Annotated in this window: 22 protein-coding genes, 1 rRNA gene and 3 riboswitches; of the genes, 14 read left to right on the top strand and 9 right to left on the bottom strand. The window is 42.9% G+C overall.

The features are described from left to right. Positions 1-18 precede the first annotated feature (18 nt). Positions 19-2,313: a 5-methyltetrahydropteroyltriglutamate--homocysteine S-methyltransferase gene (gene metE / locus HDC33_RS15700; RefSeq protein WP_218843308.1), complete on the top strand. Its 2,295-nt coding sequence runs from the start codon at positions 19-21 to the stop codon at positions 2,311-2,313. A 928-nt stretch (positions 2,314-3,241) separates the two neighbouring features. Further along, positions 3,242-3,808, top strand: coding sequence for an NADPH-dependent FMN reductase (locus HDC33_RS15695; RefSeq protein ID WP_179393517.1), 567 nt, complete (start codon positions 3,242-3,244; stop codon positions 3,806-3,808). 54 nt (positions 3,809-3,862) lie between these two features. On the opposite strand, the gene HDC33_RS15690 is transcribed toward HDC33_RS15695, so the two are convergent. Further along, complete coding sequence (locus HDC33_RS15690; protein ID WP_179393516.1) at positions 3,863-4,222, bottom strand: winged helix-turn-helix transcriptional regulator; 360 nt, start codon at positions 4,220-4,222, stop codon at positions 3,863-3,865. A gap of 240 nt (positions 4,223-4,462) precedes the next feature. Here HDC33_RS15690 and HDC33_RS15685 point away from each other — a divergent pair, with 240 nt between their 5' ends. Further along, positions 4,463-5,305, top strand: coding sequence for a pirin family protein (locus HDC33_RS15685; RefSeq protein WP_179393515.1), 843 nt, complete (start codon positions 4,463-4,465; stop codon positions 5,303-5,305). Between the two features lie 83 nt (positions 5,306-5,388). Then, the gene (locus HDC33_RS15680) at positions 5,389-5,886 is read left to right on the top strand and encodes a flavin reductase family protein (RefSeq protein ID WP_255457467.1); all 498 of its coding nucleotides are present in this window, start codon (positions 5,389-5,391) and stop codon (positions 5,884-5,886) included. A 74-nt stretch (positions 5,887-5,960) separates the two neighbouring features. On the opposite strand, the gene HDC33_RS15675 is transcribed toward HDC33_RS15680, so the two are convergent. From HDC33_RS15675 to HDC33_RS15650, 6 genes are all read right to left on the bottom strand, one after another. Further along, positions 5,961-7,418 (bottom strand): MFS transporter, encoded by a 1,458-nt coding sequence (locus HDC33_RS15675; protein ID WP_179393514.1) that lies wholly within the window; start codon positions 7,416-7,418, stop codon positions 5,961-5,963. A gap of 87 nt (positions 7,419-7,505) precedes the next feature. Continuing rightward, a complete protein-coding gene (locus tag HDC33_RS15670; RefSeq protein ID WP_179393513.1) occupies positions 7,506-8,624 on the bottom strand; it encodes a 5-methyltetrahydropteroyltriglutamate--homocysteine S-methyltransferase in 1,119 nt (372 codons plus the stop codon). Positions 8,625-8,667: 43 nt separating this feature from the next. Next, a complete protein-coding gene (metC, locus tag HDC33_RS15665) occupies positions 8,668-9,852 on the bottom strand; it encodes a cystathionine beta-lyase (protein ID WP_179393512.1) in 1,185 nt (394 codons plus the stop codon). Next, positions 9,849-10,970, bottom strand: coding sequence for a methionine biosynthesis PLP-dependent protein (locus HDC33_RS15660; RefSeq protein ID WP_179393511.1), 1,122 nt, complete (start codon positions 10,968-10,970; stop codon positions 9,849-9,851). The genes metC and HDC33_RS15660 overlap by 4 nt, the downstream gene beginning before the upstream one ends. Positions 10,971-11,046: 76 nt before the next feature. Then, positions 11,047-11,154: riboswitch (SAM riboswitch) on the bottom strand. Between the two features lie 77 nt (positions 11,155-11,231). Continuing rightward, the gene (locus HDC33_RS15655; RefSeq protein ID WP_179393510.1) at positions 11,232-11,987 is read right to left on the bottom strand and encodes an ABC transporter permease; all 756 of its coding nucleotides are present in this window, start codon (positions 11,985-11,987) and stop codon (positions 11,232-11,234) included. Next, a complete protein-coding gene (locus tag HDC33_RS15650) occupies positions 11,984-12,715 on the bottom strand; it encodes an ABC transporter ATP-binding protein (protein WP_179393509.1) in 732 nt (243 codons plus the stop codon). Before HDC33_RS15650 ends, HDC33_RS15655 begins: the two co-directional genes overlap by 4 nt. Before the next feature lie 205 nt (positions 12,716-12,920). On the opposite strand from HDC33_RS15650, the gene HDC33_RS15645 reads away from it, so the two are divergent. Continuing rightward, the gene (locus tag HDC33_RS15645) at positions 12,921-13,220 is read left to right on the top strand and encodes a TIGR04104 family putative zinc finger protein (protein WP_179393508.1); all 300 of its coding nucleotides are present in this window, start codon (positions 12,921-12,923) and stop codon (positions 13,218-13,220) included. Between the two features lie 125 nt (positions 13,221-13,345). Next, complete coding sequence (locus tag HDC33_RS15640; RefSeq protein WP_179393507.1) at positions 13,346-13,870, top strand: methylated-DNA--[protein]-cysteine S-methyltransferase; 525 nt, start codon at positions 13,346-13,348, stop codon at positions 13,868-13,870. A 53-nt stretch (positions 13,871-13,923) separates the two neighbouring features. On the opposite strand, the gene HDC33_RS15635 is transcribed toward HDC33_RS15640, so the two are convergent. Both HDC33_RS15635 and HDC33_RS15630 read right to left on the bottom strand, forming a co-directional pair. Continuing rightward, positions 13,924-14,961, bottom strand: coding sequence for an AI-2E family transporter (locus HDC33_RS15635; RefSeq protein WP_179393506.1), 1,038 nt, complete (start codon positions 14,959-14,961; stop codon positions 13,924-13,926). A 233-nt stretch (positions 14,962-15,194) separates the two neighbouring features. Then, complete coding sequence (locus tag HDC33_RS15630) at positions 15,195-15,392, bottom strand: hypothetical protein (protein ID WP_179393505.1); 198 nt, start codon at positions 15,390-15,392, stop codon at positions 15,195-15,197. A 185-nt stretch (positions 15,393-15,577) separates the two neighbouring features. Between HDC33_RS15630 and HDC33_RS15625 the strand changes: the two genes are divergently transcribed. The 8 genes from HDC33_RS15625 to HDC33_RS15590 all read left to right on the top strand — a co-directional run. Next, a complete protein-coding gene (locus HDC33_RS15625) occupies positions 15,578-17,047 on the top strand; it encodes a nicotinate phosphoribosyltransferase (protein ID WP_179393504.1) in 1,470 nt (489 codons plus the stop codon). Positions 17,048-17,062: 15 nt separating this feature from the next. Further along, the gene (nadE, locus tag HDC33_RS15620) at positions 17,063-17,887 is read left to right on the top strand and encodes an ammonia-dependent NAD(+) synthetase (protein WP_179393503.1); all 825 of its coding nucleotides are present in this window, start codon (positions 17,063-17,065) and stop codon (positions 17,885-17,887) included. A 142-nt stretch (positions 17,888-18,029) separates the two neighbouring features. Then, a complete protein-coding gene (locus tag HDC33_RS15615; protein WP_179393502.1) occupies positions 18,030-18,980 on the top strand; it encodes an AAA family ATPase in 951 nt (316 codons plus the stop codon). After that, positions 18,977-20,185, top strand: a complete 1,209-nt coding sequence (locus HDC33_RS15610; protein WP_179393501.1) for a DUF58 domain-containing protein — start codon at positions 18,977-18,979, stop codon at positions 20,183-20,185. The genes HDC33_RS15615 and HDC33_RS15610 overlap by 4 nt, the downstream gene beginning before the upstream one ends. Further along, positions 20,182-22,377 (top strand): transglutaminase-like domain-containing protein, encoded by a 2,196-nt coding sequence (locus HDC33_RS15605; protein WP_179393500.1) that lies wholly within the window; start codon positions 20,182-20,184, stop codon positions 22,375-22,377. The genes HDC33_RS15610 and HDC33_RS15605 overlap by 4 nt, the downstream gene beginning before the upstream one ends. 32 nt (positions 22,378-22,409) lie before the next feature. Further along, positions 22,410-22,511, top strand: a riboswitch (purine riboswitch). 118 nt (positions 22,512-22,629) lie between these two features. Further along, the gene (gene guaA / locus HDC33_RS15600; RefSeq protein WP_179393499.1) at positions 22,630-24,183 is read left to right on the top strand and encodes a glutamine-hydrolyzing GMP synthase; all 1,554 of its coding nucleotides are present in this window, start codon (positions 22,630-22,632) and stop codon (positions 24,181-24,183) included. Then, positions 24,175-24,276, top strand: a riboswitch (purine riboswitch). It overlaps the preceding gene by 9 nt. Positions 24,277-24,368: 92 nt before the next feature. After that, on the top strand, positions 24,369-25,703 hold the full coding sequence (locus tag HDC33_RS15595; protein ID WP_179393498.1) for an NCS2 family permease: 1,335 nt from the start codon (positions 24,369-24,371) through the stop codon (positions 25,701-25,703). 445 nt (positions 25,704-26,148) lie between these two features. Further along, positions 26,149-26,210, top strand: a 16S ribosomal RNA gene (locus tag HDC33_RS15590); the annotation flags it as partial.

The raw sequence follows: 26,210 nt of genomic DNA, 5'->3' as shown, positions 1-26,210 counted from the left end.
AAAAGGGGATGGCATATAATGGTGAAAGTACAAAGTTCAAATAGTGGGTACCCAAGAATTGGTGAAAAGCGCGAATGGAAAAGGGCGTTGGAAAGTTTTTGGAATGGGTCGATTTCAGAAGAAGAACTACTGAAAACAACGGAAGCATTGCGTTTAGATAGTCTTCAGAAGCAAAAAGGATTCGGTGTTGATCTTATTCCGGTTGGTGATTTTTCATTGTATGACCATGTGCTGGACACGTCGATTATGTTTGGAATCGTTCCAAAACGCTTTGAGTATGCAGGTGGTAAAGTGCCTTTGGAAACGTATTTTGCAATTGCTCGTGGGACTAAAGATGCCGTTGCCTCGGAAATGACAAAATGGTTCAATACAAATTACCACTATATCGTTCCAGAACTGGAAGGTATAACGCCGAAACTAGTAGAGAACCGGCCACTTGCCTTTTACAAAGAAGCAAAAGAGAAGTTGGGCATTGACGGCAAGCCTGTACTCCTAGGTCCAGTTACATACATTAAACTGGCAAAGTCTTTTGGAGAAGAGAATTTCCCTGCATTATTGCAACAGTTTACGCCGTTGTATGTAGAAGTATTGAAAGAGCTTGCGGAAGCTGGTGCAGAGTGGGTTCAGATTGATGAGCCGATTTTTACAAGTCAATTGTCGAAAGAGGATCTCCAACATGTACAACAGGCGTACGCAGAAATCCATGAAGCAGTGCCACAATTGAAAATTATCCTACAAACCTATTTTGAAAAAGTTGCTAATTATGAAGCGGTCGCTGCGTTGCCGGTGTACGGATTGGGGCTGGACTTTGTTCATGGCAATTCACTTGGATTGCTAAGGAAGTATGGTTTCCCTAAAGACAAGGTACTTGCGGCGGGTGTCATTGACGGGCGAAATGTGTGGCGGGCGGATTTGGATAGTAAATTGACGCTGTTAGAGGAAATTCAATCACATGTTGAAAAAGATCGTCTAATCATTCAACCCGCCTCTTCACTTCTGCATGTTCCAGTCACTACGGAATCTGAAGAACAATTGGATCCACTGATCAAAGGCGGTCTTTCATTCGCAGATGAGAAACTTGCCGAAATTGTTCTCCTTAGCAAAGGGGTCCATTGCGGACCAGAGACAATTGCGAAAGAACTTGAAAAAAGTAGAAATGCACTTAGTCTCCTAAACAACTCAAAGTATCGCCAAAACGTTGAAGTAAAAGAAACGATCGAAAACCTAACTGAACGAGATGTGAATCGCTCATTGCCATTTGCGGACCGGATTAAAGAACAGCAACTACGTTTTAATTTACCTCTTCTGCCTACAACGACAATTGGCAGTTTACCACAGACACCGGAGGTAAGGCAGACAAGATCCAAATGGCGCAAGGGTGAAATCACGGATCAAGCCTATGAGCAATTCATCAAAGACCAGATTGACAAATGGATTGAAATACAAGAAGACATTGGCATAGATGTATTGGTTCATGGTGAATTTGAAAGAACGGATATGGTAGAATACTTCGGTGAAAAGTTCGATGGTTTTGCAGTTTCACAATTCGGCTGGGTTCAGTCTTATGGTTCGCGTTGCGTCAAGCCGCCACTCATTTTAGGGGATGTTGCATTTAGTGAGCCCATTACTGTGAAAGAAAGTGTCTATGCGCAATCATTAACGACAAAACCTGTAAAAGGCATGCTGACAGGACCCGTAACGATTTTGAATTGGTCATTCGTGCGAGACGACATTCCACGTTTTGATGTATTGAACCAAATCGCATTTGCACTTCGTAAGGAAATAGAGGAGCTTGAAAAGAATGGTATTCACATGATTCAAGTTGATGAGCCTGCACTTCGGGAAGGTTTACCGCTGGATCGAGAAAAAAGGGAAAGCTATTTAGATGCTGCAGTCTATGCTTTCAAACTGGCAACTTCGTCTGTTGAGAATGGCACGCAAATTCATACACATATGTGTTATTCAGAATTCAGCGGCATTATCAATTCCATCAGTGCGCTGGATGCGGATGTTATTTCGATTGAAACATCTAGAAGTCATGGTGAAATCATCTCTGCTTTTGAAAACGATACGTATGACAAAGAAATTGGTCTAGGCGTTTATGATATCCACAGTCCGCGAGTTCCAAGCAAGGAAGAAATGAAACAAAATATCAATCGTGCACTTAAAACAATTAATCCTAGCCAATTTTGGATTAATCCGGATTGCGGCTTGAAAACAAGAAAAGAAGAAGAGACGATTGACGCACTGAAGATAATGGTGGAAGCGGCGAAAGAAGTTAGGGAAAGTCAATTGGTCGCACTTAAGAATTAATAGTTTTAATTAAGAAAGGCATCTTTTCGTGTAGTGTGGACGAGAAGATGCCTTTTTTGTTTGGGACGTTATCGAACTTTGGATAGCCTGCAAAGAAGGTATATGGTCGGTCGTGCGTTGATTGTGGTCGGTTGGTGATGGTATATGGTCGGTCGTGTGTTGATTGTGATCGGTTGGTGAAGGTATATGGTCGGTTGTGCGTTGATTGTGGTCGGTTGGCGATGGTATATGGTCGGTCGTGCGTTGATTGTGGTCGGTTGGTGAAGGTATATGGTCGGTCGTGTGTTGATTGTGGTCGGTTGAAGATGATATATGGTTGGTCGTGTGTTGATTGTGATCGGTTGGTGAAGGTATATGGTCGGTCGTGCGTTGATTGTGGTCGGTTGGTGATGGTATATGGTCGGTCGTGCGTTGATTGTGGTCGGTTGGCGATGGTATATGGTCGGTCGTGCGTTGATTGTGGTCGGTTGGTGATGGTATATGGTCGGTCGTGCGTTGATTGTGGTCGGTTGGCGATGATATATGATCGGTCGTGCGTTGATTGTGGTCGGTTGGTGATGGTATATGGTCGGTCGTGCGTTGATTGTGGTCGGTTGGCGAAGGTATATGATCGGTCGTGCATTGATTGTGGTCGGTTGGTGATGGTATATGGTCGGTCGTGCGTTGATTGTGGTCGGTTGGCGATGATATATGGTTGGTCGTGTGTTGTATATGATCGGTTGGCGATGGTATATGGTTGGTCATACGTTGGTTATGATCGGTTGAAGCGCTAGTCTCTTTAAAAATGTAGTTATTCCATTGAAATATTTTAACGGTATCCTTTAGTATACTATGGCACTATGAAGTGCGTACTTCCTGTTTGGTGTTATAGGTGTATAATTAATGATGAAGCAGAGTTATAAATCATACAGTAGAGGAGTTTTACAGCATGACAATTAAAGTGAAAGCAATTATAGGAAGTACCAGTTCAACATCATTCAACTTGAAAATAGTTGAACATATGAGAAGTCGTTATGCCGGTAAATTGGACATCACGCCAGTGTTCATCAATGACCTCGAAATGTTTTCAATTGATACAGAAAGCAATCCGTCCGCAAACGTAGTGGATTTTAAAAATAATGTTAAAGATTCAGACGCTGTGTTATTTGCGGTTCCTGAATATAACTTCTCGATTCCAGGCGCGTTGAAAAATGCAATCGACTGGTTATCACGAGGAGGAGATTATACACTTCAAAACAAACCTGGATTCATCGTCGGGTCATCTATGGGAGCTTTCGGTAGCATCCGTGCTCAAATACACTTAAGAGAAATCCTGTCAAACCCGGCATTAGCACCTGTATTACTACCAGGTAATGAAGTATATGTCGGTTCAGTTCATGAAAAAATGAACGAAGATGGCGAACTCACTGATAAAGCGACAATCGATTTCTTGGATTCTGTCGTGTATAACTTTATTGAGTTCTATAAAAAAACGACCGTAGCAGCTAACGTTTAATTAACTTATCAAAAACAGACACTCTTTTTGGAGTGTCTGTTTTTAATGTATCCATTATAATGCATCATTGATATTCGGGGTATTTCTTATCTCTTGAATATGTGAAGCATGACTGGTACCCCATTCGTGCATTATTGCCAAGACAGGCTGTAAGCTTTTTCCATACTCTGAAATAGAATACTCAACTTTCGGAGGGACTTGCGGATAGACGACTCTGGTGATAATATCTTCGTCTTCCAATTCCCTCAATTGCTTGGTAAGCATTTTTTGTGTAATAGCCGGCATCAATCTTTTTAATTCACTGAATCTAAGTGTACCTTCGGTGAATAAATGCAGTAAAATTATCGGTTTCCATTTACCTACCAAGATGCCTAAAGCTTCGTCAACTTTACATAGTTCAGGCTTTATCCCCATAATAACCTCCATTAGTATCCTTTTATATACTATAGCACTTTGAAGTGTGTACTTCACATTCTGGTGAATTTATTCCATAATAACATATAGAGGGATCTATTACTATTCGTGATAAGTATAGCTGTATTTTTTATAAAGATTATCTTCATAACCGCTTCGGCTACCCCTGTAAGGTACATTTTCTCACCTTTCACGTGTTTGTAAATGTTCAATATATACTTATAGAAGGAGGATTTTAACATGAACAATAAACAAGTCTTTTCAAGAGGGATTAAAAGTGTAAGGGACGTCGTTTATCAAGAAAATTCACCGACTCATAAAGTGGGATTAGTCATTGAACCGGGGAACTGGGAAGAGTGTGACCCGTTCCTATTGATGGCTGAAGACTTTTTCGAGCGCGGGACATTCGGGATGCACCCGCACCGGGGTATTGAAACCGTTACGTACGTCATTGACGGAAGGTTGGAACACTTGGACAATAAAACAGGAGGAGGGGAACTAACCCCTGGAGATGTCCAATGGATGACGGCTGGTAAAGGGATCATTCATACAGAAGATCCGGCAGTCGGTGAAATTGTTCATTCCTTGCAACTGTGGGTGAATCTCCCGAGCGATAAAAAAATGACGGAACCGCGCTACCAAAACATGCGTTCACGAGATATGCCGGTCCGCCATGAAGATGGCGCAACAATCCGTGTCTTTTCCGGTTCTTCAAAAGGTATCACGGCCGAAACGAAAAATCATGTGCCTGTTACGATGACCGAGATGATTCTTGAACCGCATGCTACCGTCACACAGGACCTTCCCGGAAGTTATAATGGCTTCATCTATATAATAGAAGGAAATGGTACGTTCGGCAGTGACAGTACGGGAGGGAAGAAGGGACAGGTCCTCTGGCTGGAACAAAGAGCAGATGGCGAACAGTCCGAGGTGAAGATTCACGCGGAAGAAAAACTGCATATTATGTTATATGCAGGTCAGCCTGTCGGAGAAAAAGTAGTAGCCCGTGGCCCATTTGTGATGAATTCAGAAGAGGAAATCGTGCAGGCATACAAGGATTACAGAGAAGGAAAATTTGAGTGATATAAAAGGGAATCATAAAGTATGAAATATTCCAATAGATTTGCTATGCTTTTAGAAGAAATAAGAAAATGGGAGTTGCTGATATGGATAGAAAGACGGAACAAGTAGCACGTTTTAAAGAAGCGATGGGGAATTACCCGACGGGAGTCACTGTTGTTACAGCATTTGATGCGGATAAAAAACCGATGGGGCTAACGGTCAATTCATTTGCATCCGTATCTTTAGAGCCTTTGCTCATTTTATGGTCAATCGATAAAAGAGTATCCACTTATAACGATTTTCTGAATACCGAAAAGTTTTCGGTGAATATTTTAGGAGCAGATCAAGGTGACTTATGTACGTTGTTTTCCAGTAGGGTAGCTGATCGATTTAGCGAATGCGATTGGAAAGAGTCTGACTTGAATCTCCCAGTCCTTTCAGATGCGTTGGCGGTTCTGCAGTGCAAAACGGTTCAACAAATTGAAGCTGGGGATCATACGATATTGATAGGCGAAGTTTTGGATATCCGGAATGAAAGCAAAGAACCTCTTCTGTATCACCGAAGAACTATCGGTGCAATTCCTCAAGAGTTCTATAGCTAATAATATCCGTATCATTACGGTATAAACAGGCCTGTCATCACTTTTGATGATAGGCCTGTTTTACGTATATTCTTTTACGCCAAAGAAACAGAAGTCTTATGGACCGCTTTACGTGAGATGGCCAGCACGAGCACTAAACCTACCGCCATCAGTACACCGTCAAGCAGAAGCGGCATGCCCCAGTCACCTGTGCTGTCCCGGAGAACGCCGGAGACAACCGGGGAGAGGACCGCCCCGATTTCTGCAATCAAATTGAGCATCCCAAACATGGATCCTCTGCTTTTCTCGGGCGTCAAATCGGAAGCCAGAGCATGTGCAACCGGCTGCAATGCGAAAAAGAATAATCCGGAAACGAATAAGATGATAGACATAACGACGGGACTATTATTGCCCATCATTACATAGGCTGCGAATATAAAAATGGTTACGGTCAGTACGGCGGTTAGAACAGCAAGGACATTACGCCGCCCATTTGGACGATCCGCCACCATGTCGGAAATTTTACCGCCAAGAGGGAAACCGATGATACCAGCCAAGCCATTAAACGAAGCAATCAAAGCGGCAGCCATTAATGCTCCGCCGCCAAAGTCTTTGACGATAGAGACGGACCAAAATCCGTAAAACCATAGATGCCACATGATAGGGATAAAAAACAAATATAATAAGAAAAGATTTTTGTTCGCCAACAAGGGCTTTATCTCAGATTTCTTCGTTGTGTATAGAAATAGTATTAAGAGCGGACAAAGTGCTACAAGTATAATCGCGATCGCAATGGAAGATAGACCTTGTTTGACGGAAAAATAGTAGATGCCCATTACGATGACAAGAAAGACTGCAGAGTACATGGACATATACAGCAGCCCTTTACCGAATTGTGCTTTAATGCCAGGTGAAGATAGATCCACAGACGCACTTGAAACGTCTTTTGGCTTCATATATTTAAATAGTAGGAATGCCACGATAAGCGTTATGATTCCCGTCACGAAAAAAGGGAAACGCCAAGCCTCTGCACCCATAAATGGTTCTGCGATTGTTATAAGATAAGGAACCCCGAGTGTACCGGCTGTCAGACCGAAAGATAACCCGGTAAGCGCTACACCCATACCTAACCCGACTTTTTTAGGGGGGGTATGATAGGCGATATAAGAGCGGTCATTCGAATAAAATACGCCTTCACCAAGCCCTAAGAGTACTCTAAACAGGATAAAGGCGATTAGACCTCCGACCAATCCCGTCAATAAAGTGGCGATCCCCGCCCAGACAATGCTTAAAATAATAATGGCGCGATAGCCGAACCGATCTCCGAAGTAACCGCCGGGAAATTGCATAAGCATGAAGCCAGCAAAAAACAAACTGCCGATCAATCCGCCAATACCATGCGGATTTGCCACATCTGCAAAAAAGGAAACTTCGTTCTCAATCATGTATGTAATGATGGGGCCAGTCGCTACTCGGTCAACATAAGAAACAAACCAACCTAAAAATAATAAGCCCCAAATCGTATGGTACCTTTGCAAGCCTTCTTTCTTCATTTCTCCCACTTCCAATTCTATTGTTTATAAACAAAGTGCCTCTCTATCTTTTAATAGAGAGGCATTCGATAGATTATCCCCTTTTCATCAGTTCCAAACGTTCTGCGCGATTGACACTACGTGGCGCACTTTTTCCCACTGTTGTTCTTCGGTCAACAGATTACCTTCTTCCGTTGAGGCGAAACCGCATTGCGGGCTCAAACAAAGTTGATCTAACGGAACATACTTGGCAGCATCCGCTACTCTCGCTTTAATCTGCTCAGGGTTTTCCAGTTCACCGAATTTAGAAGTGATTAAACCTAATACGATGGAAATATCGGCCCGATTGACATGTCGCAACGGCTCAAACCCGCCTGAGCGTTCATCATCAAATTCAAGGAAAAGACCATCAACGTCCAATCCGCCGAAGATTGTTTTAGATACCTCTTCATAGCCACCACTGGAAAAATAGGTTGATTGGAAGTTGCCGCGGCAAATATGCATTGTTACGAGCAAGTCGGCCGGCCTATTTGCGATGGATTCATTAATCACTTTAGCGGAAAGCTGTACAAGTTTGTCAGGATCCTGACCTTTCGCTTTCAATGTTTCCCTTCCTTCTTCCGATAAGAAGGAAGCCCATGACGTATCATCGATTTGAAGATAACGGCACCCTTCATCATAAAGCGCTTGAATTATGTCTTGATAGGCAGTAACCAAGTCATGAAATAGTTCTTCGTCACTTGCATAGATGCCTTCTTCGAATGTCGCCCTATGGAGCAACATATTCGGGCTTGGAATCGTGAATTTGGCGACTGCATCGCCTGCAACACTGTTCAGGAACTTGAAGTGTTCAATCATATAATGATCGCTGAATCCTATTTTATCTATTACTTTGATGCCGTGTGCTTTCGTTTGAACTCCGTTGAATTGAAGACCTTTATCAGTTTCGTAAAACTCAACGCCGTCGAAGCCGGCGAGAAAATCGAAGTGCCACCACTTACGACGGAATTCTCCGTCTGTCACAGCCTTCAGTCCGGCCTCTTTTTGCTTTTCGACGAGCTTTGTAATTTCCTCGTCTTCGATTGTCCGTAATTCTTCAGCAGTGATTTCACCGTTTTCTTTTTGGAGACGGGCTTTTTTTAGACGCTCCGGCCGTAAGAAGCTTCCGACGTGATCTGCTTTGAAGGGTGCTAACGTTACCGTTTGTTCTGCTACTTGCTTTGCCATGTTAAATTCCTTCTTTCCAACTAGATATTTTTATTACAGATACTTAATTACGTATTGCAACTTTGCTAGTTGCTTTAGTCAAAGCTTGATCGAAGTCTGCAATCAAGTCATCTACATGTTCGAGACCGACGGAAAATCGCAGCAGGCCATCGGTGATGCCACGTTTTTCCCGTTCTTCCTTCGGCATGGCGGCGTGAGACATCGTGGCAGGATAGGAAAGAATGGACTCGACCCCGCCAAGACTTACGGCGAAAACAGGTATCTGGACATTGTCGACAAATGTTTTCGCTGTATCCCTGTTCGGTAATCGGAAGGACAGGACTGCCCCGGGACTTTTCGACTGTCTTGCGTGTGTGGCATGCCCAGGATGGCTTGCTAACCCGGGATAAAATACTACTTCCACTAACGAATGATCATGTAAATAAGTAGCGATTTTCTGTGCTGATTCGGATGACTGCGTTAAACGGGCACCCAACGTTTTGATTCCTTGAATTAATGCATAGGAATCTTGTGCACCTAGGATAGATCCGAAAGAATTCTGGATGAATGCCAATCGATTGCCAAGCTCCTCGTCTTTTGTCACGGCTAGACCGGCGATGATATCGCTATGTCCTGATAAAAATTTGGTAGCGCTATGAAGGACGATATCAACGCCGAGGTCGAGAGGACGTTGATAAAGCGGTGACATGAACGTGTTATCCAGGAAAGTTAGACAGTTATTTGTTTTTGCGATTTCAACGATACGTTCAATATCCGTAATGCCCAAACGTGGATTGGACGGTGTTTCGATATAGATTACTTTCGTATTCGGTTTTACCGCACGGGCCGTTTCCTCGACATTCGTCAAATCTGCAAAGGTATGTTCAATCCCGAATCTTGGCAAAACTTCGGTTACAAAGCGATACGTCCCGCCATACACATCTTCTGTGACGACGATATGGTCACCGGAAGATAGGAGCATGAATGCGGAAGAAATGGCAGCCATTCCAGAAGCGAATGCCAAACCCCGCGCACCGCCTTCTAATTCAGCGATTGTTTTTTCTAAAGCGTCTCGCGTCGGATTGCCTGAACGGCTGTAATCATACGGTCCGAATCCATCGAAGCTGTCCTGATGATACGTAGATGATAAGTAAACAGGTACATTGACAGCGCCCGTTTTCCGTTCGTATTCCCCGCGTACGGATGCGTGGATGATAGTTGTTTCCAATCGCTCTTTATTCAAACTCATCGCAGAACCACCTCGCTTTTCAAAGTGGCAAACACTTGCTTTAAGTCCGCTATAAGATCATCCGCTTCTTCGACCCCGACAGAGAAACGCAGAAGTCGGTCGCAGACGCCCCGGCGTATCCTTTCTTCGCGCGGAATGTCCGCATGCGTTTGTGTTGCTGGGTACGTGATGAAACTTTCCACTCCGCCTAAACTTTCCGCAAAGGTAATGAGACGCAGATTTTCAAGGAATGGGCCAACCGATTCACTATCGTTCAGACGAAACGATAGCATTCCGCCTTTTCCTGGATAGAGTACATCAGTCACAAGCGGTTCATCCTTTAAATAATTCACGATTATTTTCGCGTTTTCATCATGCTGTTTCATTCTCAAATGCAGTGTCTTCAATCCTCTGATTAGTAACCACGAATCGAAAGGGGAGAGGACCGCACCGATAGCATTATGATTAACGGCCAGTTTTTCACAAAGTTTCTCACCTTTTGCGACAACGAGTCCAGAGAGGACATCGTTATGTCCGCCGATATATTTCGTCGCACTGTGCATGACGATGTCGGCACCAAGTTCAATCGGTCTCTGGAAATAGGGCGATAAAAACGTGTTGTCGACAATCAACAATAAATTATGCTTTCGAGCGAGTTCGGCGTACTGCAGAATATCAAATTCCTGCATCAGCGGATTCGTCGGCGTTTCGATGAAGAGCGCCTTCGTCTTCGGCGTGATCAACTTCTCAGTTTCATTCACATCAGAAAAATCCGTATACGTGGTGTGGATTGAATAGAGATCCGAATACTGATCAAGCAGGCGGTATGTACCTCCGTAAATGTCTTCAGGAACAATCAATTCATCACCCGGCCGGAAGAGGGTCAGGATAAGCTGAATTGCTGCCATGCCTGAACTGCATGCATAACCTGCATCTCCGCCCTCCAAGTTTGCAATACCTTCTTCCAAAATGGTTCGGGTCGGGTTTTTCGTCCGCGTGTAGTCATAGCCGGTGGATTGACCGAGACCCTTATGTTTGTATGCTGTTGATAAATGGATTGGCGGGTTAACGGCGCCAGTCCGCGGATCACTGTTATTTCCCAGTTGTACCAACTTTGTTGCCAAACTTCTTTTCGTCAATGAAATCACTCTTTTCCTTTGAAATAGAAAGGGGACCCTCTATAAGAAGAGGGTCCCCGAAATATCGTAGACTATCTTCTTATCTTCTAGGCAGTTTGAATACCTAAAGGAATTAGCACCATGCCTGAATAGGCTGGTTGCTGAGACGTCATCGGGCCACTCCCTCGGTCTCTCTTGATAAGAATAAAAATATTAAATTATGTGAAAAAACAATTTCCATAACTCTATCACGACATGGAAAATAAAACAAGGGGTGGATAGTTAAAACTTTCCTTTCAATAGTTGCATCCGTTGATTGAACAAGCTTGGATACGATAAAAAACCAAGTAATACACTTGATACCGCGGCTGTCGTCAATAATAAGAAAATAATGAGCAATTGGAATTGGACCGCTTGGATTGGGTCCGCACCCGCGATGATTTGACCACTCATCATACCGGGAAGTTGGACTAAGCCCATTGTCTTTTGACTTTCAATAGTCGGGATCATACTTGCCTTGATGGCATTGATGAGCTGCCTGTGAATTGCTTGTTTTGGCGTTCCTCCAAGTGAGAGGATGAGTTCCGTTTCGTCACGATGCGTTTCGACTTCAGCTGTAAATCTGTTAAGAAAGAGGATGGATAGTACCATCGAGTTGCCGATGACCATGCCGCTGATTGAAATGATATATTGCGCCGTTGGGGGCACGATTTGGAAGCCAAGTAAAATACTTTGCGTCAGCACTTCGACAAAAACTAATGTGACCGCGATTTTCCACGTAATGCCTTCAATCGCCTTTCCTTTTTTCCGTGCGTTATGCGTAGCTGCTGCAATCATCAATGTGACCATCAAAAGAATATACAAAATATTTTCGGACTCAAAGACAAATTTTAGAATGTATCCAACGGCAAGCAGCTGGATAATGGACCGAACTGTTGCGACGATCGTGTCTTTTTCCAAGCCTAAACGAAGGGTCTTGGATAATAGTAGGGGGATAATAACAAAAATAAGTGTAATGGATAACGTCAGATAACTCATTCTGCGCCTCCTTGTACAAACTGCCTGACTACTTCATTCATCGGTGATTTCAATAAGTCACTTTCACCGGTTTCAATGACTTGGCCATCCATAAGAACCCATGTATAATCACCGATTGACATGGCTTGCTCCAAGTTATGTGTAATCCAGATGATTGTAGTACCGTATTTCCGATTGATTTTAACGATCAATTCTTCGATTTCATGTAGCGATGATCGGTCAAGGGCGGATGTGATTTCATCCAGAAGTAGGATTTCAGAACGATTATTCAGGGTGCGTGCAATTGATACCTTTTGAAGCTGACCGCCGGATAAGTCGTTCGTTTTCCGATGTAAAAAGAGCTTATCCAGCCCCACATCTTCCAAAATGGCAATCGCATCCTGCTCGGCGAGCTTTCTACCTTGCAGTTCCATAGGGAGAGCCAAGTTATGATAGACGGTTCCTTTGATCATTGGTGCGCTTTGAAGTGCAATTCCGACGTGGCGGCGCAGTTCAGTGGGTTCATATGAGGAAATGGGTTTATCATGAATGAAAATATCTCCTGATGTAGGGGAAATCAAGCCATTGCACAATTTGAGCAACGTTGTTTTACCTGCTCCTGAAGGGCCGACAAGTGTCGTGATTTTCCCTTTCGGAAAGGAGCCTGTAATGTTTTTTAAAATATGTACGTCACCCATAGAATAGTTGACGTCATTGATATGTAGAGCCGGCTCATATAAAGTTGACATTTAATTCGCTCCTAAATTCTCTTATTTATAATGATTCTAATCTAGAGAGTTTTATGATGCAAGAAAAGTCGTCTAGAATTTTTTGTGGGGTGTTTGTTGTTATACAGGTATTTATAAATTCAACGTAAATATATCGGTAATCAATGGTGCTCGTTGAAACTTATTTGTGATTAAGAACGTATATGTAGTAATTGGGGGTGAGGAAATGCCGAACTGTGAAAGTTGTGGTCGTAAATGGAATTGGAAAAATACATTTATCAAGTTCCTACGGTTCGGAAGCGGGATTGAATGCCTATACTGTGGTGAAAAACAATTTGTTGCTCCCGAATCTAGAAAGCGGGTAGGCTTGATATCCATTTCGCCTTCATTGACGCTTATCCCTGCAGTCTTATTAAAACTTAACTTGCCGATTATCATTTCAATCTTGTGCGTAACCGCTATTTTAGCGATGGTCCTAGCCCTATATATGATTGAATTATCCAATGAAGATGAACCGCTCTGGTAAAATAGACAAGCAATAGCGCGAAGCTTGGGACTCTCAAATCTATTCTATTTCATTTACTAAGGTTAATTAGTAAACCGGACAAACGCCGAAACAATATCGGAAAACAATTATGGAGGTGCGGAAAGATGGAGATCAGCTCTAAAAACGAAGTGTATTGGACGCTACTGAAGCACTCGCAATGGAATATGTATATCGCAGCGACAACAGAAGGACTTTGCTATATCGGTTCCCCGAATGCACGGTTCGAAGAACTTTCCGCATGGGTGAAAAATCGTCTTCCGAGTCATACCCTGATGGAAGAGGCCAGTATTTTGCAGCCACACGCAGTCGAGTTGATCGATTATTTGACAGAGCAACGCAAGGAGTTCTCACTGCCGATTGATCTTCATGGCACCGCATTTCAACAAACCGTCTGGCAGGCATTGCAAGAAATTCCGTTCGGACAGACGGTATCATATTCGGACATTGCCGAACGAATTGAAAAACCGAAATCGGTACGGGCCGTCGGAACCGCCATCGGTGCCAATCCAGTCTTGATTATTGTACCTTGCCACCGCGTCGTTGCGAAAAGCGGTAAGTTGGGTGGTTTTCGGGCTGGCTTAGACATGAAAGAGCAACTGCTTGAATTGGAAAAGAAAGTTTCCCTATAACGACATAAAAAAGACAAGGGGGGAAATTTTAAAATTTTCCACCTTGTCTTTTCTTATCTCTTGAACTTTGGATTCGTCACAGAATTTAAGGGTTCTTTATTCGTCACATCGAGTACATCTAGAAGGAAAACAAACACTGGAATACCGATGATCAGCCCCCAGACACCAAAGTAGTTTTGCGAGAAAATCAGCACGATAAACGTGTAAAATACGGGTAAATCTGTTTTTGAAGACATCAGTTTAGGGTTCAGGATATATGCTTCGATTCCGTGAATAATCATGACTGCTACGATAAGGTAGACGACTTTTAGGAATCCGCCGATTGTAAAAGCGATTAACGTTAAAGGGACAAGTGAAATGATGACACCTGCGACCGGGATGAGTCCTAAAAAGAAAATCATAATGGCCAAGCCGATTACTTGCGGGAATCCAAGTACGATCAATACAATCACCGACAAGAATGTATTAACAATGGCGATGATGAATTGAGCTTCAATTACTTTTCCAAACGTACTTGTGAATTTTTTTCCGAAAAACTCAATTTCGTAATAAAAAGGGGCAATCTTGCTATCTTTGAATTTGTTTGTAAACTCAATTAAACGCGGTTTTTCTAACAGGAAAAATAAGCTTAAAACTAAGGCAAGTAGCACTTGGATACTCGTTTTACTAATATCAGAGAAATATTTTAACAGAAATGAAAAACCGTTTTCCAAATAGGCGGCAATTTGATCGCTAGAGATGACGGATTCTATATAGGTCAGCAAAACGCTATCATGAGGCTCGGCATAAAAATTCGTAATACGCTTAATAATTTGGCTAATTTCCATTGTTATTATAGGCAAATACTTTACTACACCTACCGTCAGCAAACCAACTATCAATGTATATAGTAGAATGACCAGTAACTTACGGTTTAGAGGGATATGCTTAACTGTAAACTCAACAAGACGATTTAATAAAAACGCGAAAATAAATGTTAACAAGATAATATTCATCATGCTTCTGACGCTGAAAAGTATTACTATTATTAATGCGAAAATTAGAATACGCCGCGGTCCCTTTTTCTCGAAAATATCTAATAACCCATTCATATAAAGAATGCTCCTTATTTCCTATTTTTATGTAAAAAATATAATAAAATCTATCTTTCAAGTATCCACTTATACGAAAAAGATTACAAGGAGAAACCCCTGCAATGTCTTGCCTTTCCTCATTCTACCCCTATATGTATATACTTAGTACTTTGTTTTAAGATAGATTCTAATTATTACTGTAAATTGAAGAAAGTGACTAGATCCGATTTACAAGGATCTAGTCACTTTCTTTATGGCTGCAGCTTTTCATCATTGCCTTCCTTCTTAGTCGAACGATATAAATCAATCATCGCTTTTTTACGCTCGCCAAGGGTTGCAAACTCACTGGATAGTTCTTCATGGATATCATTTTGATTAATCATGCCTGTTCTAATTTTTTCAGACAAACTAACGTCTTTCCTTGATCCTTGCATATCGTCATTTACCATGAAAGTTCCTCCTTTCCTACGGTTCCATCTGTTTACTATGGCTCTGGAAAGGTTATTTCATGTAGCAAAAGGGTCATAAACTGTGCGAATGATTAAAATGATGTGTTATATCATGTTAAGTTACGTCGGAATTAGGGTAAATAGTGTATACTTGAAGCATTAGAATGTGGAAGAAGGAGATTGACATGAGTTCAAAGTATACAGATGACAGCTTGGCTTTACATACAGATTTATATCAAATCAATATGGCGGAATCCTACTGGGCGGACGGTATACATGAACGAAAAGCCGTTTTCGAACTTTTCTTTCGAAGGCTGCCGTTCGGTAATGGTTACGCGGTATTCGCAGGGCTTGAACGGGTTCTCGATTATTTAAGGGATTTTCATTTCAGTGAGAGCGATCTTGCCTATTTGAAGGACGACTTAGGCTATAAAGATGATTTCATTTCGTATTTAAAAGGGCTCCGTTTCACGGGTACTGTCTATTCGATGGTCGAGGGTGAACTAGTTTTTGCAAATGAACCGATCATACGGGTGGAAGCGACACTTATCGAAGCGCAGCTGATTGAGACAGCCCTGCTTAATATCATCAACTACCAGACACTTATCGCGACGAAAGCAAGCCGCATTAAACAAGTTGTCAAAGATGAAGTCGTGATGGAATTCGGCAGTCGCCGTGCGCATGAGATGGACGCAGCGATATGGGGCGCGCGGGCAACTTTCATCGGCGGGGTCGAAGCGACGAGCAATGTCCGGGCGGGGAAAAGATTTGATATCCCAGTTGCAGGGACTCATGCCCATTCAATGATTCAGGCATATAAAAGCGAATACGAAGCATTTCATTCGTATGCGAAGCGCCATAAGGATTGCGTTTTTCTTGTCGATACTTACAATACAGTGAAAATCGGTATACCGACGGCCATTCAAGTCGCAAAAGAACTTGGCGATAAAATCAATTTCATCGGTGTTCGTCTGGATAGCGGAGATATTTCATTCCTATCGAAAGAAGCGCGCCGCATGTTGGATGAAGCCGGATTCCAAGAAACGAAAGTCTTCGTTTCGAATGATTTGGACGAATATACAATTCTTAACTTGAAGGCGCAAGGCGCGAAGGTGGACGTGTGGGGAATCGGAACGAAACTGATCACAGCTTACGACCAGCCAGCACTTGGTGCAGTATATAAAATTGTCTCCATTGAAAATGATACAGGCGAAATGGAAGATACAATCAAAATTTCGTCGACAACAGAAAAAGTGACAACACCCGGTCGGAAGAAATTATACCGCATCATCGACCGGGAAAACGGCAAAGCCGAAGGGGACTACATTACGATGTATGACGAGGATCCGGCATCTGAAAAACGCATTAAAATGTTCCATCCCGTCCATACATTCATCTCGAAGTTTGTCACAAATTTCGAAGCAAGGGATTTGCATGTGAGAGTCGTTGAAGATGGAGAAATCATCTACGAAAATCCGACTCTTCAACAAATGCGTGATTATGCGAAAGAAAACTTGGGATTATTATGGGATGAATATAAACGCTCTCTGAATCCCGAAGAATATCCTGTTGATTTAAGCCAGAAATGTTGGGACAACAAAATGCGTAACATCCAGGAAATCCAGGAGATGGTGGAAGAGTTCAGTAATCACTAAGGAGGTTTTTTGGTCATGAAACTGCAAGATAGGATTATTGCCGAGCTAAAGGCAAAACCTGTTATCGATCCAAAAGAGGAAGTCCGAAAATCAATCAATTTCATGAAAGATTATGCCAAGAAAAATGCTTTTCTGAACGGTTTCGTCCTTGGTATTTCAGGCGGCCAGGATTCGACGCTCGTCGGGAAACTTGCACAGCTTGCCGTTGATGAATTGAATGGCGAAGAGGGGACGGAGCGCTACAAATTCATCGCAATCAGGTTGCCATATGGTACTCAATTCGACGAGGAAGATTGTCAGGATGCGCTGGAGTTCATCAAACCATCGATGATATACACCGTCAATGTGAAAGAAGCGGTTGATGCAAGTGTACGGGCATTGACAGCGGCGGGTGTAACATTGTCCGATTTTGCGAAGGGAAATGAAAAAGCCCGCGAACGGATGAAAGCCCAATATTCAATCGCGGCGATGCATGATTGTATTGTTCTTGGAAGTGATCATGCGGCGGAGGCAATCACCGGCTTTTACACGAAATTCGGAGACGGCGGCGCAGACCTGATGCCGATCTTCAGATTAAACAAACGCCAAGGAAAACAACTGTTGCAAGAACTCGGCTGTCCAGAACATCTTTATACGAAAATACCGACAGCGGATCTTGAAGAAGACAAGCCGGCCGTACCTGATGAAGTCGCGCTCGGCGTCACGTACGATGATATCGATGATTATCTTGAAGGAAAAGAGATTCCGGAAGGCCCTCGCGCTGCGATAGAGAACCATTATCTCCGATCGCAACACAAACGGCATATGCCGATCACCATCTTTGATGACTTTTGGAAATGACTTGAAGGACTCCTATACGGGGTCCTTTTTCTTTTTCATCTATAATGCGTAAGTTGTCCGGTAAACGGATATCCTGTATTATGGAAGTGTGTTGTGTTAATTTTCGGATAAATGTTTATTGTAGACAATTGGGGGAACAGAAATGACGCATAGAGAGATAGTTGAAAAGGTTTTATCCAATATCGAAAAAGTGATGATCGGAAAACGGGATATCGCCGAATTAAGTGTCACGGCACTTCTTGCCCGCGGACATGTTCTGCTGGAAGACGTACCGGGCGTTGGGAAAACGATGATGGTAAAGGCATTGGCCAGGTCAATCGGTGCGGATTTCAAGCGTATTCAATTCACTCCCGACTTGTTGCCTTCTGACGTTCTTGGCGTTTCAATTTATAATCCAAAAGAGATGGAGTTTGAATTTAGACCAGGTCCGATCATGGGGAATATCATTCTTGCCGATGAAATCAATAGAACCTCGCCGAAAACACAATCTTCACTATTGGAAGGGATGGAGGAGTCCTCGGTGACGATAGACGGGGAAACGATGCGGATTCCGCAACCGTTTTTCGTGATGGCGACACAAAATCCAATCGAATATGAAGGGACATACCCGTTGCCGGAAGCGCAATTGGACCGTTTTCTATTCAAATTGAAAATGGGCTATCCTTCAAAGGCGGAAGAGGTTGAAGTGCTGAACCGCGCCGAAAGGGCGGTGCCGATGGATGACTTGGAAACGGTCATTTCCCTGGATGATTTAATCGATTTGCAAAGCGCGGTGACGGAGGTCAAAGTCGACGAAACGATCAAATCATACATCGTGGAATGCGCTTCGCAGACACGCGAAAATCCATATGTCTATTTAGGGGTAAGTCCGCGTGGATCCCTGGCGCTTATGAAAGCGTGTCAGGCATATGCGATGATAAAAGGAAGAACGTATGTCACCCCTGACGATGTACAGTATTTATCTCCATTTGTGTTTGGACACCGTATGATTCTGCGTCCGGAAGCCAAATATGAAGGGATTTCCACATCGGAAATTATTGAACGGATTTTGGTGAAAGTTCGTGTACCGGTGGATAAGGTTCGGTTGAAATGAAAACAGTCCGAAAAATGGTCGATATTTTTGGCCGATTCCTATTTTTATTGTTCATTTTGATAGGTACATTTGTTTTCGCGATGTTCCAGGGCGGCATGGTCAGTTGGACAATTTTTTATATCATATCGCCTTTCGTCATCTATTCCATTTTGTTATTCCTCTACCCACTATCGGGGATGACTGTAGAACGAGTGATCCGGACACCGCATGTACAAAATGGTGAAAAGCTGATTGTTTCTTTGACTGTAAAACGAAAAGACCGGTTTCCCCTGCTATATACTGTTGTAGCTGAAAAATGGGCGGAGCGTGAGATTACTGTTTTAGCAGGTGATAGTTTGAAACGCCTGTTCCTTTTTGGATTCAGCAAAGAAGTTCAGTGGGAATACGAAGTTGAACAGATGCCAAGGGGAGAGCATGTACTTCAAGGGGTCACTGTTGATATAGTTGATTTTTTCGGGTGGCTTCGCAAAAAGAAATTTATCGAAGCGAAGGATACGATTCTTGTGTTTCCGAAAACGACGGATATTCATTACGTGCCTTTCGATACCCAATATGACCAAGGCACGATGGTTTCACCTTTGAATATTGTCAAAGATACAACGATGGCGACCGGGGTTAGAAATTATCAGGCAGGCGACCGGGTGACATGGATTCATTGGAAATCATTCGCTAGGACGCAGACATTAATGACAAAAGAGTTCGAGGACAGACGATCGCAAGAATTATTACTTCTATTGGATGGCAGGGAAACAGATGTGTTTGAGGAGCTGGTTGAACTTACAGCTTCAATATTGATGGAGGTTTCGGAGCATCAGGCGGATCTGGCGATGATGACAACTGGACCCGAACGTTCTTTGTTTCCTTATATTCAATCTGAAGAACAACTTCATCGTGCACTAGTTCACCTTGCGAAAATTAAGTCGACCGCAAGTGCAGATATACCGGTGGATTTAGGGACTGAATTTCGGCAGGGTGGCAGTATTGTGGTGATAACAGGAAATCCGGATTGGCCTTTCTTGCAGTCTGTTTTGCTCAATGCGAAAGGTGCGGGTTCAATCATTTGTTTTACTGTCGTGAAACGGGATAATCCGATTTTGAAAACAGTTGAGGACACTATTCAATTGACCAGGTCTAAAGGAATCACCGTTCATGTGCTAGAAAGGGAACAGTTTTCGGATGCTTTTAAAGGGGTGGGCAGAGTATGAATGGAACACGGATTGACAAGCGGATTCTTCTACTTCTGTATATACTTGCATTCATCCTTTTAAGAGAATGGCTCATACCGGTCATAGAATTGACTGATTCGGGTCATTTGATACTGTTCCTTCTATTTGTAGCATTGGCATTTTTCTTGGCGTTACTCAGGGTCAAGTGGTGGATAGTTGTTCCGATTAAAGTGTTGTACGTTGCGTGGACAACTCATTATATGTTTTTTGACAGAATACTATTATCAAGGGAAACAGTTACTTATTTAATTGAAAATCTGTTTTCGAACATCCCGATTATTATGGTCGGCGACTGGGAACATATCACGAATCCATTTAGGACTGTCCTTTTTTTCTCGTTATTATGGATGACATGTTATCTGATCCGTCATTGGATTGAAGTTAGAAAGAGCATATTGCTGTTCTATATCATGACCGTTGTGTTTATCTCATTTATTGATACATTCGGTCCTTATTCTGCAGACGCAGCCATTTTCAGAATCATGGTGACAGGATTATTATTGCTTGGAATGCTGACTATTTCCAGATTGGCGGAAAAACATCATACATCCATTTCGACGGGGGCACTCTTATCAATTTCCGTCCCGCTACTTTTTACAGTCGTTGTCAGCGTAGCTTTTGCGAATGTATTGCCGAAACAGGAACCTATATGGCCGGATCCGCTACCTTATTTCAAGTCTTTTGTACAAGGTTCCGGAGAAGGGGGAGGTACCGGGATTTCGACAAGTGGATACGATGCGGACGATTCGACACTGGGCGGTTCGTTCGTGCAAGACAATACGCTTGTTATCGAAGCAAAAGTAGCTGAAAAACAGTACTGGAAAATTGAAACGAAAAACACGTATACCTCTAAAGGGTGGGAACAGATTTCCGCGAATAAAGCGCAGACAACTTATGATTCCGGTGTGGAAATGGGCGACTTTGGTAACTCTGACCATGCAAATGAGGAATCCCGACTCTTGGCAGACCTACAAGTGTCGGAAGATTTCCCGTTCATCGTTTATCCTTATGGGATGAACAAAGTGTACGCATCACAAGATGTTGTTTTTCAACATTCGGAAGCGTCGGGAAAATATCTTACGGAAATCGGGGGTAGTGAAGGAATCCTGGATTCCTATGAAATCGAATTTACAGAACCTGATTATAGTTTGAAAGCGTTAAGGGCTACAACAATGGAAGATTACTCAAGTGAAACTGAAGATTTTAACCAGTACTTGCAGCTTCCCGAGCAATTACCTGAGCGTGTAAGGGGTCTTGCAGAAACAATATCGGTGGATCATGAAAGTGTCTATGAAAAAACGAAAGCGATTGAAAGGTATTTTGGAAGGAACGGTTTTGTTTACACACAGCAGGGTGTAGCCATTCCGAAAGCTGACGATGATTATGTAGATCAGTTCCTTTTCGATACAAAAAAGGGTTATTGTGATAACTTTTCAACGTCCATGGTGGTCATGTTGCGCGCAATTGATATTCCTGCGCGCTGGGTGAAAGGTTTTGCACCCGGAGAATATGTATTGAATGATGCTGGCGAGCAAGTTTATCAAATTACGAATAACGAAGCGCATTCATGGGTCGAGGCATACATGCCGGGAATTGGCTGGATGCCGTTTGAACCGACTATCGGATTCAGCAACTTTACTGAAATCGAGTATGATATCGAACAGAATAATGACGAACTAAAGGCGCCAGAAACAAAAGAACCGAAGAAACAGAAAAAAGAGCTAGAGAAAAAACAGGCTACAGCGAAAAAGGAATTCGAAATTGGGGAGCTGTTCGAAGCCTTCGGTGACTGGATTCGAAGTAATAGTTGGAAAATAGTCGCGGCTGGATTTATATTGGCCCTGATTGCTTGGAGGTTGTTTGTTGCCAGAGCGAAATGGCTCCCAAGAGTACTGATTCACACGCACAAATCCGGAAAGTATGACTGGTATGCCTTCACAAAACAATATAAGAGTTTAATGAAGCAACTCGATAGAACCGGGCTGAAGCGTAAGGATGGCATGACCCTTTCAGATTACGCCATGAACGTTGATAAATACTTTGGCGGGGAACAAATGATTACTCTAACAAAAGCGTATGAAAAAGGTTTGTATGGAGGGGATATAATTAATCATAATTGGGTAGCTTTAAAAGAAATGTGGGAAGATTTAATCAATAGGACTTCGGGTTGATTTTTGACTTTATTAGAAGTAAGATTAAAAAAAGAATAAGCCCAAGGTGCCCTCATATATGTCCGATAATATGGTTCGGATGTTTCTACCAAGTTACCGGAAATGACTTGACTATGAAGGCGAATTCAGTTCAATTACTTTTTGGACCGGATTCGCTTTTTTATGGATGATGAGACGCGCGGAAAGAAGGACTTTCTGACGCGTTTTTCTATATTTAAAAGCATCTTGGAGTAAAAGGAAGAGGTGGATCGATTGTCAACAGCTCCTTTATTAGTCGAACAACAAAAAATCGTGGTGCTTGATTACGGTAGTCAATACAACCAGCTCATTACCCGAACAATTCGAGAGCTCGGCGTTTATAGTGAACTTCACGCACATACCATTACTGCTCAAGAACTTAAGGACATGAATGCAGTCGGTATCATTTTGTCGGGTGGTTCTGTCTCTATTGACGATGCAAATGCATATGGAATTGATCCGGAGATTTTTACTTCAGGTATCCCGGTCCTTGGACTTTGCTATGGTATGCAACTTGTCGTTAAAAACTTCGGAGGGAAATCTGAAAAGTCATCAGCGCGCGATTACAGTAAAGAGCCTATCATTGTGGAAACTTCATCTAAATTATTCAGTGGACAAGCTGAGAAGCAAGATGTATGGATGAGCAATGGCGATCGCGTTGTTACGTTGCCGGAAGGATTTTTGACTTACGCTAGCGGGCATTCCTGTGAAGTAGCTGCAATCGGTAATGAAGAAAAGAATATCTATGGCGTCCAATACCATCCGGAAGTTCATCATTCCGAGTTTGGTAAAGACCTGTTGCGCCATTTCGTATTTGATATTTGCGAAGCGAAAGACAATTGGACAATGGCGAGCTTCGTTGAAATCGAAGTGGCGAAAATCCGTGCAACCGTCGGCGATAAAAAAGTCCTTTGCGCGCTAAGTGGCGGAGTCGATTCTTCTGTCGTAGCTGCTTTGCTCCACCGTGCAATCGGAGATCAGCTTACATGTATATTTGTTGATCACGGACTTCTTCGAAAAGGTGAAGCCGACGGTGTTGTTGAGACATTCAGCGGTAAATTTAATATGAATTTCATTAAAATCGATGCACAGAAACGTTTCCTTGATAAATTGAAAGGTGTTTCTGAACCGGAGAAGAAGCGTAAAATCATCGGTAATGAATTCATTTATGTATTCGATGATGAAGCAGCAAAACTTGACGGTATCGATTTCCTTGCACAAGGTACTATCTATGCGGACATTATCGAAAGCGGAACAGCTACATCCGAAACGATTAAATCACACCATAACGTTGGTGGTTTGCCTGAAGATATGGATTTCGAACTAATCGAACCTCTTTCCGCGCTCTTTAAGGATGAAGTGCGTATGGTGGGGCTTGAACTGGGCCTTCCTGAAGAAATCGTTTGGCGCCAACCATTCCCGGGTCCGGGTCTAGGTATTCGTGTACTTGGCGAAATTACCGAGGATAAGTTGGAAATCGTCCGGGAATCTGACTGGATCCTGCGTGATGAAATCAGGAAAGCAGGCCTTGAACGGGATATTTGGCAATACTTCACGGTCTTGCCTGACATTCGCAGCGTCGGCGTAAGAGATGAAAAACGCACATACGATTATGCTATCGGTATCCGTGCGGTGACCTCGGTCGATGGAATGACATCCGATTGGGCCAAGATTCCTTGGGACATCCTGCAAACAATCAGTGCACGCATTACGAAAGAAGTGCCACAGATTAACCGTGTCCTTTATGATGTAACAAGCAAGCCACCGGCAACTATCGAGTGGGAATAAAATAAAGAGTATCGTATAAAACCGGGGATATGGCCCGGAAGTTTCTACCGGGACACCTTAAATGTTCCGACTACGATTTCATTAGACGGGGGGGCCCCCTTCTATTTGGATTTGTTTTAAGAAGCATGCGAGGTACAATCGCATGCTTCTTTTTTTCGAAATTTTATATACAGAGGAAGGTATACATGAAAAAATATTTTGAGTTCGACAAGCTTGGTACGACCTACCGCCGGGAAGTTATCGGTGGGCTGACAACATTTCTAGCGATGGCATATATTCTTATCGTTAACCCTTTAATGTTGTCACTTGACGGCATTACTGATATACCTGACGCAATGCGTATGGACAAGGGGGCTGTATTTGTTGCAACGGCACTTGCTGCAGCAGTAGGTTCTTTGTTTATGGGAATAATCGCGAGATATCCAATTGGACTTGCTCCCGGTATGGGACTGAATGCATTTTTTGCATTCAGTGTTGTATTAGGGATGGGGATTCCTTGGCAAACTGCATTAACAGGCGTACTCTTTTCGGGTCTCATTTTTATTGTTTTATCACTTTCGGGTCTTCGCGAAACAATTATTAATGCAATTCCCGCACAACTTAAATTTGCGGTAGGTGCGGGTATCGGTCTTTTCATTACATTCCTTGGGTTTCAAAATGCCAATATTATCGTTGCAGATCCAAATACGCTTGTCACTTTGGGTGACCTTACACAAGGTCCGACCCTGCTGGCCATTTTCGGCCTAGTCATTACTGTGATCATGATGGTTCGTAACATTAAGGGTGCTATATTTTACGGCATGATAACTACTACTATAGTAGGAATGATTTTCGGGCTGATTAGTATGCCTGATAAAATTGTTTCCAGCGTACCTTCTGTAGCTCCGACATTCGGTGCTGCATTCGAAGCGATTTTCCATGATCCGGGTTCGCTTTTTACAGCTCAATTCCTGGTGATCGTTATTACATTCCTATTCGTGGATTTTTTTGACACAGCGGGAACACTGGTCGCAGTTGCGAATCAGGCGGGGCTGATGAAAGATGATAAGTTGCCGAGGGCGGGTAAGGCACTTCTAGCCGACTCGATGGCGACCGTCACCGGGTCGGTTTTTGGAACGTCGACTACAACTTCCTACATTGAATCTACTGCTGGTGTAGCTGCGGGAGCGAGAACAGGTTTTGCGTCTGTCGTAACTGGTGTCCTATTTCTACTCGCATTATTCTTCTCGCCGCTGCTGTTTGTCATTACATCTGAAGTAACTGCACCAGCCTTGATTATCGTAGGTGTACTGATGGCGTCTTCATTGGGAAATATTGAATGGAAACGTTTCGAAATCGCTGTGCCGGCATTCTTTACGATTATTGCGATGCCGCTATCGTATAGTATCGCAACCGGAATCGCGATTGGTTTCATCTTCTATCCAATAACAATGGTTATAAGTGGACGCAGAAAAGAAGTTCATCCAATCATGTATGGTTTATGGATTATCTTTATCTTGTACTTCGTATTCATAGAGTAATGTAAGAAAGTGAAACGGTTCCCGGAATGACTGGGGGACCGTTTTTCTAATGGTGGAAGAATGGTGTGAATGGGCAAGTAGAACCCGCCCTGATTGGTATAGTAGCGTATGTTTTGGTTGATTGAAATGATGGATGTTAATAAAAACTCAACAAACTTTACAAAAAGTTTATAAAACTGTTGACTTCTATTTTATCGGGTGTTATATTAAGTAAGCAGTCGGGAGCGAACGACAAATACCGACAGCAAGTTACGACAAATGAACCTTGAAAACTGAACAGCAAAACATCAATGAAATACAGCGAGGGTGCTAACGCACTTAAGCAAAATGTTTCTTAGTAAGCTGGCCTTTGTCGGACGAAAAGAAACGCAACCGAGTTTTCGGATTCGGGAGAGGAATTCAATTCCTCTCAAGTCAGCAAGAAATGAGCTATTCATTTTCTTCTATTATGGAGAGTTTGATCCTGGCTCAGGACGAACGCTGGCGGCATGCCTAATACATGCAAGT

The organism is Sporosarcina sp. JAI121, assembly GCF_013408665.1.
GTDB lineage: Bacteria > Bacillota > Bacilli > Bacillales_A > Planococcaceae > Sporosarcina.
The sequence above is the reverse complement of the archived record's forward strand: the minus strand, read 5'-3'. Positions and strand labels throughout refer to the sequence as shown.

Bases quoted from the DNA above. Each gene is read 5' to 3' on its own strand.
- metE (WP_218843308.1), top strand. From the start codon at position 19: ATGGTGAAAGTACAAAGTTCAAATAGTGGGTACCCAAGAATTGGTGAA.
- HDC33_RS15695 (WP_179393517.1), top strand. From the start codon at position 3,242: ATGACAATTAAAGTGAAAGCAATTATAGGAAGTACCAGTTCAACATCA.
- HDC33_RS15690 (WP_179393516.1), bottom strand. From the start codon at position 4,222: ATGGGGATAAAGCCTGAACTATGTAAAGTTGACGAAGCTTTAGGCATC.
- HDC33_RS15685 (WP_179393515.1), top strand. From the start codon at position 4,463: ATGAACAATAAACAAGTCTTTTCAAGAGGGATTAAAAGTGTAAGGGAC.
- HDC33_RS15680 (WP_255457467.1), top strand. From the start codon at position 5,389: ATGGATAGAAAGACGGAACAAGTAGCACGTTTTAAAGAAGCGATGGGG.
- HDC33_RS15675 (WP_179393514.1), bottom strand. From the start codon at position 7,418: ATGAAGAAAGAAGGCTTGCAAAGGTACCATACGATTTGGGGCTTATTA.
- HDC33_RS15670 (WP_179393513.1), bottom strand. From the start codon at position 8,624: ATGGCAAAGCAAGTAGCAGAACAAACGGTAACGTTAGCACCCTTCAAA.
- metC (WP_179393512.1), bottom strand. From the start codon at position 9,852: ATGAGTTTGAATAAAGAGCGATTGGAAACAACTATCATCCACGCATCC.
- HDC33_RS15655 (WP_179393510.1), bottom strand. From the start codon at position 11,987: ATGAGTTATCTGACGTTATCCATTACACTTATTTTTGTTATTATCCCC.
- HDC33_RS15650 (WP_179393509.1), bottom strand. From the start codon at position 12,715: ATGTCAACTTTATATGAGCCGGCTCTACATATCAATGACGTCAACTAT.
- HDC33_RS15645 (WP_179393508.1), top strand. From the start codon at position 12,921: ATGCCGAACTGTGAAAGTTGTGGTCGTAAATGGAATTGGAAAAATACA.
- HDC33_RS15640 (WP_179393507.1), top strand. From the start codon at position 13,346: ATGGAGATCAGCTCTAAAAACGAAGTGTATTGGACGCTACTGAAGCAC.
- HDC33_RS15635 (WP_179393506.1), bottom strand. From the start codon at position 14,961: ATGAATGGGTTATTAGATATTTTCGAGAAAAAGGGACCGCGGCGTATT.
- HDC33_RS15630 (WP_179393505.1), bottom strand. From the start codon at position 15,392: ATGGTAAATGACGATATGCAAGGATCAAGGAAAGACGTTAGTTTGTCT.
- HDC33_RS15625 (WP_179393504.1), top strand. From the start codon at position 15,578: ATGAGTTCAAAGTATACAGATGACAGCTTGGCTTTACATACAGATTTA.
- nadE (WP_179393503.1), top strand. From the start codon at position 17,063: ATGAAACTGCAAGATAGGATTATTGCCGAGCTAAAGGCAAAACCTGTT.
- HDC33_RS15615 (WP_179393502.1), top strand. From the start codon at position 18,030: ATGACGCATAGAGAGATAGTTGAAAAGGTTTTATCCAATATCGAAAAA.
- HDC33_RS15610 (WP_179393501.1), top strand. From the start codon at position 18,977: ATGAAAACAGTCCGAAAAATGGTCGATATTTTTGGCCGATTCCTATTT.
- HDC33_RS15605 (WP_179393500.1), top strand. From the start codon at position 20,182: ATGAATGGAACACGGATTGACAAGCGGATTCTTCTACTTCTGTATATA.
- HDC33_RS15595 (WP_179393498.1), top strand. From the start codon at position 24,369: ATGAAAAAATATTTTGAGTTCGACAAGCTTGGTACGACCTACCGCCGG.